16 protein-coding genes are annotated in these 13801 nt (G+C 64.0%); 8 read left to right on the top strand and 8 right to left on the bottom strand.

From position 1 onward, the window contains the following. On the bottom strand, nucleotides 1-498 hold a 498-nt coding region (locus tag FOY51_RS22355), incomplete at its 3' end, for a DUF222 domain-containing protein (protein WP_149432487.1). A 200-nt stretch (nucleotides 499-698) separates the two neighbouring features. Between FOY51_RS22355 and FOY51_RS22360 the strand changes: the two genes are divergently transcribed. Next, on the top strand, nucleotides 699-1076 hold the full coding sequence (locus FOY51_RS22360) for a DUF3054 domain-containing protein (protein WP_149432488.1): 378 nt from the start codon (nucleotides 699-701) through the stop codon (nucleotides 1074-1076). Nucleotides 1077-1122: 46 nt separating this feature from the next. After that, a complete protein-coding gene (locus FOY51_RS22365) occupies nucleotides 1123-2595 on the top strand; it encodes a peptide MFS transporter (protein WP_149432489.1) in 1473 nt (490 codons plus the stop codon). On the opposite strand, the gene FOY51_RS22370 is transcribed toward FOY51_RS22365, so the two are convergent. After that, nucleotides 2567-2869 (bottom strand): DinB family protein, encoded by a 303-nt coding sequence (locus FOY51_RS22370; RefSeq protein ID WP_149432490.1) that lies wholly within the window; start codon nucleotides 2867-2869, stop codon nucleotides 2567-2569. The two genes, FOY51_RS22365 and FOY51_RS22370, sit on opposite strands and share 29 nt — an antisense overlap. On the opposite strand from FOY51_RS22370, the gene FOY51_RS22375 reads away from it, so the two are divergent. After that, nucleotides 2840-3103, top strand: coding sequence for a TetR family transcriptional regulator C-terminal domain-containing protein (locus FOY51_RS22375; RefSeq protein ID WP_149432491.1), 264 nt, complete (start codon nucleotides 2840-2842; stop codon nucleotides 3101-3103). The two genes, FOY51_RS22370 and FOY51_RS22375, sit on opposite strands and share 30 nt — an antisense overlap. Here FOY51_RS22375 and FOY51_RS22380 read toward each other — a convergent pair whose 3' ends face one another. Both FOY51_RS22380 and FOY51_RS22385 read right to left on the bottom strand, forming a co-directional pair. Next, nucleotides 3104-4783 (bottom strand): NTF2-like N-terminal transpeptidase domain-containing protein, encoded by a 1680-nt coding sequence (locus FOY51_RS22380; protein ID WP_149432492.1) that lies wholly within the window; start codon nucleotides 4781-4783, stop codon nucleotides 3104-3106. A gap of 107 nt (nucleotides 4784-4890) precedes the next feature. Continuing rightward, a complete protein-coding gene (locus FOY51_RS22385; RefSeq protein ID WP_149432599.1) occupies nucleotides 4891-6699 on the bottom strand; it encodes a penicillin-binding transpeptidase domain-containing protein in 1809 nt (602 codons plus the stop codon). Between the two features lie 126 nt (nucleotides 6700-6825). Between FOY51_RS22385 and abmR the strand changes: the two genes are divergently transcribed. Together abmR and FOY51_RS22395 are read left to right on the top strand one after the other, a co-directional pair. Next, the gene (gene abmR / locus FOY51_RS22390) at nucleotides 6826-7380 is read left to right on the top strand and encodes an ATP-binding transcription factor AbmR (RefSeq protein WP_149432493.1); all 555 of its coding nucleotides are present in this window, start codon (nucleotides 6826-6828) and stop codon (nucleotides 7378-7380) included. A 182-nt stretch (nucleotides 7381-7562) separates the two neighbouring features. After that, nucleotides 7563-9158, top strand: coding sequence for an ABC-F family ATP-binding cassette domain-containing protein (locus FOY51_RS22395; protein ID WP_149432494.1), 1596 nt, complete (start codon nucleotides 7563-7565; stop codon nucleotides 9156-9158). Between the two features lie 93 nt (nucleotides 9159-9251). On the opposite strand, the gene FOY51_RS22400 is transcribed toward FOY51_RS22395, so the two are convergent. Next, nucleotides 9252-9761, bottom strand: coding sequence for a hypothetical protein (locus tag FOY51_RS22400; RefSeq protein WP_235916646.1), 510 nt, complete (start codon nucleotides 9759-9761; stop codon nucleotides 9252-9254). Between the two features lie 28 nt (nucleotides 9762-9789). On the opposite strand from FOY51_RS22400, the gene FOY51_RS22405 reads away from it, so the two are divergent. Next, nucleotides 9790-10593, top strand: coding sequence for an alpha/beta fold hydrolase (locus FOY51_RS22405; protein WP_149432496.1), 804 nt, complete (start codon nucleotides 9790-9792; stop codon nucleotides 10591-10593). On the opposite strand, the gene FOY51_RS22410 is transcribed toward FOY51_RS22405, so the two are convergent. Further along, entirely contained in the window at nucleotides 10553-10945 is a 393-nt protein-coding gene (locus FOY51_RS22410; RefSeq protein WP_149432497.1) for a VOC family protein, read from the bottom strand. The genes FOY51_RS22405 and FOY51_RS22410 overlap by 41 nt on opposite strands. A gap of 78 nt (nucleotides 10946-11023) precedes the next feature. Here FOY51_RS22410 and aroQ point away from each other — a divergent pair, with 78 nt between their 5' ends. Then, nucleotides 11024-11479, top strand: a complete 456-nt coding sequence (gene aroQ, locus FOY51_RS22415; RefSeq protein WP_149432498.1) for a type II 3-dehydroquinate dehydratase — start codon at nucleotides 11024-11026, stop codon at nucleotides 11477-11479. On the opposite strand, the gene FOY51_RS22420 is transcribed toward aroQ, so the two are convergent. Next, nucleotides 11472-12701, bottom strand: coding sequence for an acyl-CoA dehydrogenase family protein (locus FOY51_RS22420; RefSeq protein WP_149432499.1), 1230 nt, complete (start codon nucleotides 12699-12701; stop codon nucleotides 11472-11474). The genes aroQ and FOY51_RS22420 overlap by 8 nt on opposite strands. A gap of 53 nt (nucleotides 12702-12754) precedes the next feature. Between FOY51_RS22420 and FOY51_RS22425 the strand changes: the two genes are divergently transcribed. After that, nucleotides 12755-13069, top strand: coding sequence for a GNAT family N-acetyltransferase (locus tag FOY51_RS22425; protein WP_235916648.1), 315 nt, complete (start codon nucleotides 12755-12757; stop codon nucleotides 13067-13069). On the opposite strand, the gene FOY51_RS22430 is transcribed toward FOY51_RS22425, so the two are convergent. Further along, on the bottom strand, nucleotides 13063-13797 hold the full coding sequence (locus FOY51_RS22430; RefSeq protein WP_149432501.1) for a lysophospholipid acyltransferase family protein: 735 nt from the start codon (nucleotides 13795-13797) through the stop codon (nucleotides 13063-13065). The genes FOY51_RS22425 and FOY51_RS22430 overlap by 7 nt on opposite strands. Nucleotides 13798-13801: the final 4 nt, after the last annotated feature.

Raw genomic sequence — 13801 nt, forward strand, 5'->3', positions numbered from 1 at the left:
CACGTCTTCCGGGGTGCCGTCCGTCGCGCACTGGGCCAGTATTTTCTCCGCGTCGTCGCGGGTGGTTCGGGGTAGTGCCGCGGGAACATCGTGCATCACGGCGGCGATCTTGCGGGCATGCTCCGGGCTGATGTCACCGCCCTGTTGGGCGGTGGAGGTGGCGGGCAGACCGACCGGAATCGGATGTCCGCCGACGTCGTGCCAGGTACCCAGCTTCTTCGCCGCGGTGACGCGACCGGTGGCATCGGAGCGGGACAGCCGCAACACGTCTTGGAGGTACGACGCGGTCGAGGTGCAGCCGGCATGTCGTGGCATCGACCGTTCGGTGGCGTGCACGATCAGTCGCGTGGAGACCGCCGCCAACTTGCGGTTCACGCGTTCGACGATCCGCATGGCTTCGGCGATGTCGTCGTCGCAGAGTGGTGTGAAGTCGTCGTCGAGCACCGCGGACGTCGCAGCAGCGAGTGCTGCGACAGGTCCTTCGGTGATCGAATGCATGTGCGAAGTCTAGCGGCACCCACCGACACGAAACTCCTGAAACTGTTGGGGCTCAATGGGTTAGCGCGAGCACTCGACCTCCGTGATCACGAGCAAATGGTGGCAATTTTCGCGATTTCCGCCACCCGATGCTCGTGATCAGCGGACCGGGCGCCCAGACGACAACACCCGCTGCCGGCGGCACCGCATACCCTTTCCTTGTGAAGAAGCATTTCCCCGCAATCGCCGCCGATGTGGTTCTCGTCCTGATCTTCTGCGCGATCGGGCGACGCAGCCATGACGAGGGCGGAGCGATCACCGGCCTGCTCCACACCGCATGGCCCTTCCTCGGCGGGCTTGCAGTCGGGTGGGCGTCGGCACTGGCGCTCTACAAGGACAAGTTCACTGCCGATTCGATCTTCCCGACGGGTGTGGTCGTCTGGTTGTCGACGCTGGTGATCGGCATGGTGCTACGCGTGATCTCGGGTCAGGGCACGGCGTTCAGCTTCATCATCGTTGCGGGTGTGGTTCTCGCGGCTTTCCTCGTCGGCTGGCGCGCGATCTACCGCCAAGTCGAGGAGCGACGCGCGCTGCGTTAGCCACTCGCGCTGGCATTGCGGGGCCCAAGAGAGCACAGTGCACTACATGAGCGATCTGTCGGAAACCACAAAATCGCCAGGCCACGAAGATCGTGGATTCTTCGGTCAGCCGTTCGCGCTGGCCAACCTGTTCGGCGTCGAGATGTGGGAGCGCTTCTCCTTCTACGGCATGCAGGGAATCCTGCTCTACTACCTGTACTACTCGGTGAGCGACGGCGGCCTCGACATCGCGCAGTCGTCGGCCACCAGCATCGTCGGCGCCTACGGCGGAACTGTCTACCTGTCGACCATCATCGGCGCGTGGATCGCGGACCGAGTGCTCGGTTCCGAACGCACGCTCTTCTACAGCGCCTTCCTCATCATGTTGGGCCATATAGCTCTTGCCGTCCTGCCCGGCGTCTGGGGTGTCGGCGTAGGCCTGGTCTGCGTCGCCGTCGGTAGCGGTGGTTTGAAGGCCAACGCGACGTCGTTGGTCGGTGAGTTGTACTCCGAACACGACGATCGACGCGATGCCGGCTTCTCCATCTTCTACATGGGGATCAATATCGGCGGCTTCGTCGGCCCACTGCTCACCGGCTTCGCACAGGATCACGCCGGCTTCCATGCCGGATTCGGTTTGGCCGCAATCGGTATGGCATTGGGGTTGATTCAGTACACCCTCGGCCGTCGGCATCTCCACGGCGTTGGCGCAACGCCACCCAATCCGCTGCCGACGGCGGAACGCGGGCGGTGGATCGGAATTGCGGTGACCGCCCTGATCGTGATCGGCGCCCTCGCTGCACTCAACATCATCACTGCGGACAACCTCTCCGACGTGGTCACCGGGATCGCCATCGCGGCGACCCTCATCTACTTCACGGTGATCCTGACGAGCAAGCACATCACGTCGGTCGAACGCAGCCGAGTCATCTCGTTCATCCCGATGTTCATTGCCAGCGCGGCCTTTTGGTCGTTGTTTCAGCAGCAGTTCACAACGATCGCCGTGATCGCCGACAAGCGGCTGGATCGCAGCCTTTTCGGCTGGAACTTCCCCGCGTCGTGGGTGCAGTCGATCAACCCGGTGTTCATCATCATCTTCGCGGGCGTGTTCGCCGCGGTCTGGACCAAGCTCGGATCCCGCCAGCCGACGTCGCCGATCAAGTTTGCCATCAGTACCGCGATCATGGGCCTCGCCTTCCTGGCATTCATCCCGTTCACCGGCGGCGGGCCCAACAGTGTTCCGCTGCTGGCGATCTGCGGCATCCTGCTGTTGTTCACCTTCGCCGAACTGTTCCTCTCACCCGTCGGACTCTCGCTGGCAACCAAGCTGGCTCCCAAGATGTTCCGGACGCAAATGGTGGCGCTGTTCTTCCTGTCCGTCGCACTCGGCACCTCGATGGCAGGCACGTTGGCGGGCTACTACGACGAGAACGACGAGGCGCCGTACTTCACCTTCATCGGGATTGCGTCGATTGCGGTCGCAGTGGTGATCGGTGCGCTCTCGCCGTGGATCAAGAAGAAGATGGCAGGCGTGCACTGACCAACTGCGTGGCGGCCCAACGCGGATCGCGACCGAGCAAACGAAGCAACGCTTCCATCGGCGCCTGCTCCTGTTCGTCCGGCAGCGGCGGGTTGTACACTCCCCCAGGCCCGTTCAGCGGGCTGCCCGGCAGCGTGATCACCCGCGCGATGGGCAACGCCACCTCGAGCAGTGACTCCGGCACGACGAGTGTTCGGCCTGTCGCCGCCGCAAGGTCCCATCGATGCACGATCATGTCGACCAGATGAATACCGACGACGCGCTCGAGCGACATGCGCTGTCCTGCTTTCGGAACCATGACGGAATCACCCGCGAGATCGAGCGCCGTGCGATCACGGACGCGCAACAGCTGGGAGAGCTACCGTCGAATCCGGACGCCGCTCGCCTCGCCTTCGAACTGGATGCGTTGGCGTGCGCCGCGAACGCCGAGGCACTGCTGTTCGACGACGACTCCGCCTACGACCGCGCCGCAGCAGCGATCCACGACCGCCTGCACGCGCTGGTGTAGCTACTCGCTGGGATGACTCATCGCACGGAAGAGCCGCGCGCTCATCTTGGCCGCCGCATCGGAGCCTTCCGCGCCTTGGATGTAGACCGAGAACGCCAGATCGCCCTTGCTACCGCTGAACCACTGATCGTCGCCTGCCGAACCGGGAAGACCGGTCACGTCCGGATATGCTCGCACACTTGCCATCTCCGGGCGACCGACACCGTCCTTCGCCAGCGCCCGTAGCTTGTCCGCGACGTCGCCGCGCAGCGGTCCCAACTGAGCTTCGGTAGTCGCGGGTTGTCCGAACGCGATCATCGGAATCGCTGCGCCACCGCGCGCGATCGACGCGGCAACGAGCGCCATGCCGAACGGACTGACCATCACCCCGTCGTTGGCCGGAGTCTCGTTGCGCACCGGCTCCATGCCCTTGCCCGGCTGCGGGAAGCGTCCGGTGGTCTCGGTGAGACCGGGCACCTTGTAGTCGACGCCGAGGCCGAGCTGACTCGCGACTTGCATGACGTCCTCGGGCTTCACATCCTGTGGCGCAACGCCCTTTTCGATGGCGGTTGCCGCCTTGATCGCGTCGAGGTTGGAACCCGCGGGATACAACCCGGTGAACGCGATGGGCCCCTTGTCGTTCGCTTGACTGTTCTGCGCAACCGCAAGAACCGCGCCGGTGGACGGCTGAATCGCGACGATGGTCGCAGGCTCCGCCACACTGACCACCGCATCCTCGGCGGCGAGTTGCAGCTTGGTGTCCAGCGTCGACGGCACGTCGGGTCCGGGCGGGCCTTGGTATCCGACCAGTTGGGTCGGCGGCGCATTGTCCGGCTGGAACATCTGCACGGCCCAACCCGCGGTCGCGTCCCGATTCGCCTGCCATACGTTGCGCAACGCACCGACGAGCGGCGAATCGATACGACGATCGGCCGTGATCAGCTGCGGCTGCTTCTCGACCACCACGCCTGGGATCGGGCGGATGTCAGGCTCCAGAATCGCGAAGTCGTCGTCACGTAGCGACACCGCAGTGATCGGCTTGCCCTGCGCGACAACCAAGTCCTGCATCAGCGACTGCGAGGTGATCAGCGGCGCGACGGGCGCGATCGCCTTCGACAGTTCGGTGGTCGACTTGACCGGATCCGGCATGGCGGACGGGTCGAGCTTGATCGCGTTGATCGTCTGTTCCGCCAGGGTGACGGCGCCCGTGTTGTCGAGCACGCGCGGCGGCGGCGCGTCGGTGCGCACCATATGAACGGAACGTCCGTGGTCCAACTCCGGCATCACGACCGTGGGGTCCCAGGAGATCCGCCAGCCCGTCGTCAGCTTCCGGACACTGCCCTGCGCGCTGTAGGACCAGGACCTGTTCTGCCCGAAGTCCCACGCGGCGTCGAGGGTGAAGAATCCCGACGAGTCGTCGAGGCCGATGAACTGGCTCACCTTGTAGTCGACAGATTTCGCCTTGAGTCCATCGAACATTTGCCCAATGGTTGCCGAAGCGGCATTCGGATACGACGTGAGGGACGAAGCACCGCCCACATCCTGCTTGTCGAGCGCTTCGGCGAAGTGGTCTACCAAGGCTTCTGCGGGATTGGTTTCGTCGCCGAGAGAGCAGGCGCCGAGGGCAAGGGTCATCGACGCAACGGCTGCAAGCGCAGTTGCGCACTTGATTCCGACTCGGCGGGATGTCCGTAGACCCATTACGACAATCTCCAGTCTTGTCACGGTCGCAACAAGCACGTTCAACCTACGATGCAAACACGACGACGGCAGGATTTCAGCGAACACGCCGACTGTCGACCGTAAGGTTACCTGGGAATCTGTGCCTGAATTGGCCGGAGGAACCGTCCGGCCGCGTCGACGGCGGGTGTGGAGCTGTCTCCACCTGCGACGAATACCGCGAACGCGACGTCGCCGTCGATCCCCACGAACCAACCGTGAGCTTGGCCACCCCCGGGCTGTACCGGTGCGCCCGGCGCGGTTGCGTCGAATTCGGCGGTGCCGGTCTTGCCGCGAAGGTCCGGTATGTCTTTCAGCGAAGTCGCTGTACCGGCGGTGACGGTCTCGCGCATCATCGCCGCGATCTCGTCAGGAATGTTTGCTGGCAGTGGTGCGGGCGTCTGATTGCCGACGCCGGGCTGACCGTTGACCATCATCGGCGCCGGCACCGACCCCCGTGCGATGGACGCCGCGACCAAAGCCATGCCGAAGGGTGACGCCGTCACCTGCCCCTGACCGATCCCGGATTCGACGCGCTGCGCGGGCGTGTCGGCGACCGGGACGCTGCCCGTCACGGTGGTGAGACCGGGCGTCACGTAGTCGATGCCGAGGCCCAATTGCTGGGCGGCCTTCTGCAGCCCGTTGGGCGGCAGTCCCACTGCCAGTCGTCCCATCGTCGTGTTGCAGGACCGCGCAAACGCCGTGTGCAGCGGGACCTGGCCCAGATCGAAGTTGTCGTCGTTCGGGATCTGCCTGCCCTCGATGTTTTCCGTCCCCGGGCAGGGCAGCACCGTGTCGGGCGTGACCTGGCCCGCTTGCAACGCCGCGGACACGGTCACGGTCTTGAACGTGGAACCGGGCGGGTACAGACCGGTGAGCGCAATCGGTCCCTGCGCATCGGCAGGCGCATTCTGCGCGACCGCGAGAACCGCACCGGTCGACGGCTGCAATGCGACGATCGCCGCTTGCTGCGGAATCGGGGCGAGTGCGGCCTCTGCGGCCTGCTGGATTCCGATGTCGAGCGTCGTCGAGATGTCTGCGGTGGTTCCGGGCGGCTGACCTGCCAATTGCTTAGCTGTGCCGTTCGCGTCGACGGCTTGCACTGCCCACCCCGCGGCCGCTGTCTGCGCCTGCTGCCACAGATCGGCGACGCCGGTCAGCGTCGGCGACGCGAGCGCCTTGTCGTCGGTGAGCAGGCGCGTCTGCGGCGCGAGGGTCACGCCCGGTGCCGCCTTCAGGGCGTCCGCGATCGGTGCGATGTCTTGGTCCCGCAGCGAGATCGCGGTGAACGGCTTGCCTTTGGCGCCGTCCCGTTCCGTCTGTAGCGAGGCAGCTGTGATGTCGGGCGAGATCGGTGTCAACAGTGCGGCCAGCGCGACGAGGTTCGCGGTCGGATCGACATTCACCAAGGTCACGGTTTGTTGGGACATCAAGACACGATTGGTCTTGTCGAGAATCTTCGCCGGCGTTCCGAAGGTCGGCGTGAACTGCAGTTTCTGGCCGTCGGTCAGACCGGGGGCCAGCACCGCAGGGTCCCAGTCGATCCGCCAGCCGTTGTCGGTATCCGTTGCTTTGGCTTTGGTGGAGTACTTCCACTCCTTCGGCGCTTGCCCTTTGGCTGCGTCCGAGTCCCCCAGCTTCCAGTCGGCGTCGAAGGTGACGTCGCCATCGCCTGCCGCCTGTACCTGGTACTTGCCGTTCTTGCCCAGGCCGTCGAACAGCTGCGATATCGCCGTTGCAGCCTTCGCGGGATCGCTGGTGAGCGCCGCAGCCGCATTCGCATCTTGCTTGTCGAGTGCGTCGACGAACTGTTGTGCAACCGTCTGCGGCTGGTCGGGACCGTTGGAGCAGCCTGCCGCGATCAACCCCACGACCGCGATGGGCGCCAGCAAGTACATGGACCGGGTGTGAGTGCGCACACCATCGATGATGCACGACTCGCGATTTCGCCTGCAGCGGAAGCACGTGACCTCTGGTCATTACGGAGTAACACTGTAATCATCATTACAACGAAGGGAAATGTCATGAGACACGGATCAAGGGGTAGAGGTTTCGCTCGACCGGGCGGCTGGCAGCAAGCCGACGTTCCGGACGCCACGGACGCACCCGACTGGTTTGCCGGGCGACTGCCCGACGGCTGGTTCGTCGGGTCGGCGACCGTCGAGGTCGATCGTGAGGAGATCATCGTCGTCGGCGAATTGCCCAAACCTGCCGAGGGCGATTCGGAGGCGACGGCCGATGGTCGCGTCGCGCGCTTCCGCGAGACCACCCGCGGCGAACGCATGCAGATCGCCGACGAGGCCGAAGCTCGATACGGCCGCAAGGTCGCCTGGGGCGTGACACTCGACGGCAACCGCACGCTGTTCACCCATCTGGCGGTTCCGGTGATGACGCGACTGCGTCAGCCCGAGCGCAAGGTGCTCGACACCCTCGTCGACGCCGGCGTCGCTCGCTCACGAGCCGACGCGCTGGCGTGGACGGTCAAACTCGCAGGTGAGCACGCGGACGAATGGCTCGCCGAGCTGCGCGATGCGATGCGCAAGGTCGACGATCTGCGCTCGGAGGGTCCGAACCTGTAGTCGGACCTCGCCGTTAATTCGTTGCGTCGGAATCGCCGAGCGGTTTACGGTGTTGGAAGTCCTGTCGTCGACGATCGGAGAAGGGCCCTTGCTCGTTCAGAGGTGATCACGCATCACATGCGTGGTCGACGCTGCAGCCTGCATTCACGCACGCTGCGTTTCGGCGAACTCTGGAGGACCACATGGCCCAGACGTATCTCTCCATTTCCGACCTGACTTTCACCTGGCCTGACGGCGATCCCGTGTTCGACGGGCTCGATGCCATGTTCGGAGCGGGCCGCACCGGGCTCGTCGGGCTCAACGGATCGGGAAAGTCGACGCTGCTGCGACTGACCGCGGGGCTGCTGCAACCCGATCGTGGTTCCATCACCGTGGCAGGCAGTCTCGGCTATCTTCCGCAGAGCATCACCGTCGACACCGAGCGGCGGGTCGATGAGCTGCTCGGTATCGACGAAGTGCGAAAGGCGCTGCACCGCATCGAATCCGGCACAGCCGATGCCGCCGACTTCGACGTTGTCAACGGCCGCTGGGACATCGAGGAACGCGCCGTTGCGCTGCTCGCGCGGTTGCGTCTCGACCACATCGTGGCGTCACCGGAGCAGTTGGACCGCGCCGTCGGAACGTTGTCCGGTGGCGAGACCGTGCTGCTGGGTCTCACTGCGCAACTGCTGTGCGAGCCGACGGTGCTGCTGCTCGACGAGCCGACCAACAACCTGGATCTCGATGCACGGCTGCGGTTGTACGCGGCGGTCGAACAGTTCCCGGGGACGCTGCTCGTCGTCAGTCACGACCGTGACCTGCTGGAGCGGATGGACACCACCGCCGAATTGCGCAACGGCGATCTGCGGATGTTCGGTGGCAACGTCGTCGAATACCAACGAATCATCGACGCGGAGCAAGACACAGCGCGGGCGGCCGTACGCGATGCGCGCAGCGATGTGCGAAAGCAGGGGCGCGAGCTGGTCGAGGCCCGCATCAAGCTGGATCGGCGAAAGCGTTACGGCAAGAAGATGTTCGAGCAGAAGCGCGAACCGAAGATCGTGATGGGATTGCGCAAGATGCAGGCCGAGGAATCGGCGGGCAAGCTGCGCAACAACCACATCGAGAAGCTCGACGACGCCAAATCCTCGCTTACGGAAGCCGAGGAGCAATTGCGCGACGATCGAGAGATTCGGGTGGATCTTCCTGATACACAGCTGTATTCGGGTCAACATGTGATCTCGCTGAAGGGTGTACAGCTGGCCTGCGGGCCGACGATTACGCTGACGGTATCCGGGCCGGAACGTATCGCCCTGATCGGTCGCAACGGCGTCGGGAAGACCACGCTGCTCGGGGCAGTGGCGGCTGCGGGACCTCAGGTGCCGTGGCGATTTCTGCCGCAGCGGCTCGACATCTTCCACGACGATCTGTCGGTGGCGGAGAACGTCGCAAGGGAGGCGCCGCATGCGACGGCGGAGCAGGTCCGAGCTCAGCTGGCGCGCTTCCTCTTTCGCGGATCGGACTCCGATGTTGCGGCATCCGGACTGTCGGGTGGCGAACAACTGCGTGCGGCGTTGGCGATGATCCTGCTGGCCGAACCCGCACCGAAGTTGCTGATGCTCGACGAGCCGACCAACAACCTCGACCTGCCCAGCCTCGCCCACCTCACTCAGGCGTTGGCGAGTTACCGAGGTGCGCTGTTGGTCGCCGGACACGATCTGCCGTTCCTGAGGCAGATCGGCATCACTCGGTGGCTCGAACTGACCGATGACGGTGTGGCGGAGGTGGATCCGCGTTAGTTCGCTCGCGCACTCGAGCTCAGGTCCACGCGCCCGGAATTCAGGGTGCGTGGGCGGGAACGGGAGTGTGTGACCTTGCGAGATCCGGCATGGTCAGCGAGCCAATGTCTCGTTACCTGCTCGCACACGCCCGAAGAACCGCTTACCCACGACCGCACCGTCATGGTTGTAGCTGTTCATGATCGCGGCCAACTCGTCGGCGAGCGCCTGCAATGCAGGACTCACCACACCGTCCGACCAGCCCCAATCCTCGGGAACGCCGTCGATCGCAACCACGATCTCGGCATCGAACGGCGTTTCGACTCGGTAGACGATCTGCGTAGGCGCATCGCCGATCGGATCGGTCACGGCAATCGCACCCGCAGCACCGGAAAACACTACTCGCGCAAGGGCGATGTCGTCGCGAATCATGTCGGCGATTCTGGACAGACTCGCATGCCTGCCGACACGAGAATGTCGCGACCCATAGTTGCGATCGTCGGATGGAACGGGCCGTGAACCGAGAATCCGATCGAGCATCCGTTGCGCCACCTGGCGCTCGCTGTCACCAGTGCGCGGATGATCGATCAGTGCACGCAGGCGAACGATCCGCAGACTGGCCACCACCCGAGCGTACCGGCAGACTGGCGCAATGCAGAGCGCAACAAACCCCATCGACGGCGTCCGCATCGCGTACGAAACCTACGGCGACGGACCGCCGCTGCTGTTGGTACACGGAAGCGCTCTCACACACAGCATTTGGCGCGCTTTCGGTTACGTCAAAGCGCTCCGCGACAGCTATCGCCTGATTCTGGTCGACATGCGCGGCCACGGGCGCAGCGACAAGCCGCACGATCAGGCGGCATATTCCCGCGACCTGATCGTCACAGATTTGATCGCGGTACTCGACGCCGAAGCCATCGACAGCGCTCACTACTTCGGCTACTCGTTCGGCGCTCGCACAGGATTGGCATTCGCTGTGCAGGCACCGGAACGGTTGCGCTCCATCATCATCGGGGCAGGCACCCACCGACGACAGGACGGGATCTTCGATCGGCTGTTCTTTCCCGGCTGCGTCGACACCCTCGAACGCGACGGCATGGACGCCTTCCTCGACCGGTGGGGGCAGACGCGCGACTTTCCGATCGACAGCGGTACCCGAGCAGTGTTCCGCGCCAACGATTCCGAAGCGTTGGTCGCATACTTTCGACAATCCGAACGCGAAGAAGGGCTGCCCGACAACGCATTACGCGCGATCGCGCTGCCGACGCTGGTGTTCGTCGGATCGCTCGACACCGACCGTATCGAGGACTCCCGCGCGGCCGCCGCATTGATTCCCGATGCGGAATTGCACGTGATCGACGGCTTCGATCACGGCACAGCGTTGGCGGCCACGCCGGAGGTCCTCGAGTTCGTCACTCCGTTTCTGGCGTCATCCACTGCACCAACTGAATGACGATCCCGTTCGGGTCCGCCACCTGGAAGTAGCGCTCACCCCACGGCTCGGTCTCGATCGGCGTCACGATGTCCACGCCCTCGTCCTGCAGCCGTCGGTACTCGTCGTCGATGGTGTCGACGACGAACACCACGAGGGTGCCGTTACCCGCGTCCCCGGCAATGCGCTCCGGCTTGAACGTGCCGAGACCGGTCCGCAGGTAGATCAGGTTGAAACCGGCGTCGGGCCGCGACAGCGACACGAACCCGTCGGCGGCCATGTCCTGTGTGAAACCGAGGTGCTCGATTATGAAGGCCGCGGAGGCGTTCGGATCGGCGACGTTGAGCGAAATTGCGGTCGATGTGATCTGCATGAACTCTACAACGTACGTCGTACGTAGTTAGTTCCCGCAGATGCGACCCACACCTTGATACCGTCTTGAACACCACCGATGGAGGGAACTACATTGCCGGCCGACGGACCGATCCTGGTGCTCAACGGGCCCAACCTGAACATGCTCGGGACCCGGCAGCCAGACGTGTACGGGAACGAGACCCTCGACGACATCGTCACCCTCTGCAAACGCACAGCAGCCCGGCTCAATCGCGGCATCGTGGCATTCCAGTCGAACTCCGAGGGCGAGCTGATCGATCGCATCCATCGGGCGCGCGGCGTCGAATCGGGAATCGTCATCAACCCCGGCGGATTGACCCACACCTCGGTCGCGCTCCGCGACGCGTTGCTGATCCCGGAGATCCCCATCGTCGAGGTGCACATCAGCAACGTGCACGCTCGCGAGGAGTTCCGGCACCACTCCTACGTGTCACCGATCGCGTCGGGTGTCATCGCGGGACTCGGCAGCTACGGCTACGTCGCCGCCATCGAGTACCTGGTCTCGATTACGTAGCGAGCAGGCCCTTCGCGATATGCGTCACCTGCACCTCGTTGCTGCCGGCATAGATCATCAACGACTTGGCATCGCGCGCCAGTTGCTCGACGCGATACTCGGCCATGTAGCCGTTGCCACCGAACAATTGCACTGCTTCCATCGCGACCTCGGTCGCTGCACGCGACGAGTACAGCTTCATCGCCGACGCCTCCGCCAACCCCACTGCAACGCCGGCTTGCTGACGTTCGAGCGCCGAGAAGATCATGTTCTGCACGTTGATTCGGGCGATCTCCATCTCGGCGAGCTTGAGCTGAATCAGCTGGAACCGCCCGATCTCCTGACCCCACAGCGTGCGACTCTTCGCGTACTCGATCGACAGCCGATGACATTCGTTGATGATGCCGAGCGACAGGTACGCGATGCCGATGCGTTCTGCGCTGAACGCTTCGCGCGCACTGGATTTGCCGTCACCCTTGGTCGGGTTCTCGGTCTCGCCCAGTAGCCGGTCGGGGGTGATGCGGACGTTGTCGAAGAACAGTTCGCCGGTCGGCGAGCTGTTCATGCCCATCTTCTTGAACGGCTTGCCTTGCGTAAATCCCGCCATGCCCGTGTCGAGGACGAACGGGAGCACCTTGCGGTCCCGCTTCGACACTGCACCGTCGCCCTCGTCCAACTTGGCGTAGACGACGATGGTGTCGGCGTACGGACCGTTGGTGATGAACGTCTTCTGCCCGTTGAGGATGTAGTCCGCACCGTCGCGCTTCACGTAGGTCTTCATGCCGCCGAAAGCATCGGAACCGGAATCGGGCTCGGTGATCGCCCATGCACCGACCTTCTCCAGCGTCACCAACTCAGGCAGCCAGCGCTGCTTCTGCGCGAGCGTGCCGCGACTACGAATGGTGCCGACGGTCAACCCGACGCTCACACCCAGCGACGCGATCATGCCCAGGCTCACACCGGCCAGCTCGGTGTTGAGGATGACGGCCATGCTGCCGCCCATGCCGCCCCCGCTGTCGTCACCGTCGTCGGCAACGGTGTCACCGGCTTCTTCGGCCAGCGCCTTCTCCAGGCCCTCGCGTGAAATCGCGTCGATCCCGAAGGTCTTGTACAGCTTGCGCAAAATGTCGTACGGCGCCAGCGCGGCGCTCTCGAGTTCGTCGACGTGCGGGCGGATCTCCTTCTCGATGAAACCTCGCAGCGCGTCGCGGAACATCTCGTCGGTATCCGACCATGTGTACATACAAGAAATATAGAACACGTTCTCGTTTTATGGCGCGACGGTATTGTCGACGCATGGAAACCAGGGTCGAGAACAACTCCGAATACAAGCGGTTCGAGCTCTACGCGAACAACAACCTGGCCGGCTTCGCAGCCTACGAAAACGCGGATGCCAACCGCGCGTTCGTCCACACCGAGATCTATCCCCAATACGAGGGCCAGGGCTTCGCCAAGGTGCTCATCAAAGAAGCGCTGGATCAGACGAAGGACGCCGGACTCGGCGTGCTGCCGTTCTGCCCGTTCGTGCACCGCTTCGTCTCGAAAGATCCGGAATACCTTGCGCTGGTACCGGAATGGGCGCGTGAACGCCTCGGGCTGGCCGCTCAGTAGTTCTCGACGGCCCGATCCAGCGCGTCCTGCATGCGGGCGCGCACCAGTCGCGTGATCTCACCCGGACGGTCGGGGATGTCGACGACGGGACTGTCGAAGAACATGCTGGCGCCGGTCGTCGTTTCGCCAGGTCCGTAACTCAGGCCGAGGAAGATCAGCGCGGGCCGCACCCCTAACTTCATCGAGCGACTTGTGACATGCCCGATTCCGCTGCCGACGGCCTGCACGCGCGTCGGATCCTCGAGGTTGCACGTGCCTTCCGGGAAGATCGCCAGGTTGTCGCCGCGACGCATACGCTCGGCGCACAGATCCATCATCGTCTGCCCGGCGGCGTTCACAGCGCGGATGCCGTGGTTCTTGCCGCGGAACACCGGGATACCGCCCATCATGTCGACCTTCTTGCGCTGTTTCTCTTCGAGGAACAGCTCGTCTTTGGCCAGCACGCGGGTTCGCCCGATCGTCGGCCGCAGCGGGCTACGCCACGCGGTCGCGGCGACCGTGTACGGGTCGTCCTGCGAAAGGTGATCGATCGAGATGATCAACCGCGTGTTCGACGCGATCAGATCGCGCAACTGCTCCTTGGCGCCGGGCGCGTAGGTGACGCGCGGAGCGTACTTGCGCGCAAGGTAGGCGTACGACGCCTTCGACTGCAGCCGGTTCTGCTGATGCGCAAGGTAGTACGCGTAAACCTCGTCGGCATTTTCGAGAATTACCTCCGGACGCTGCATGCAA

Source organism: Antrihabitans cavernicola, from assembly GCF_008297975.1.
GTDB classification, from domain to species: Bacteria; Actinomycetota; Actinomycetes; order Mycobacteriales; family Mycobacteriaceae; genus Antrihabitans; species Antrihabitans cavernicola.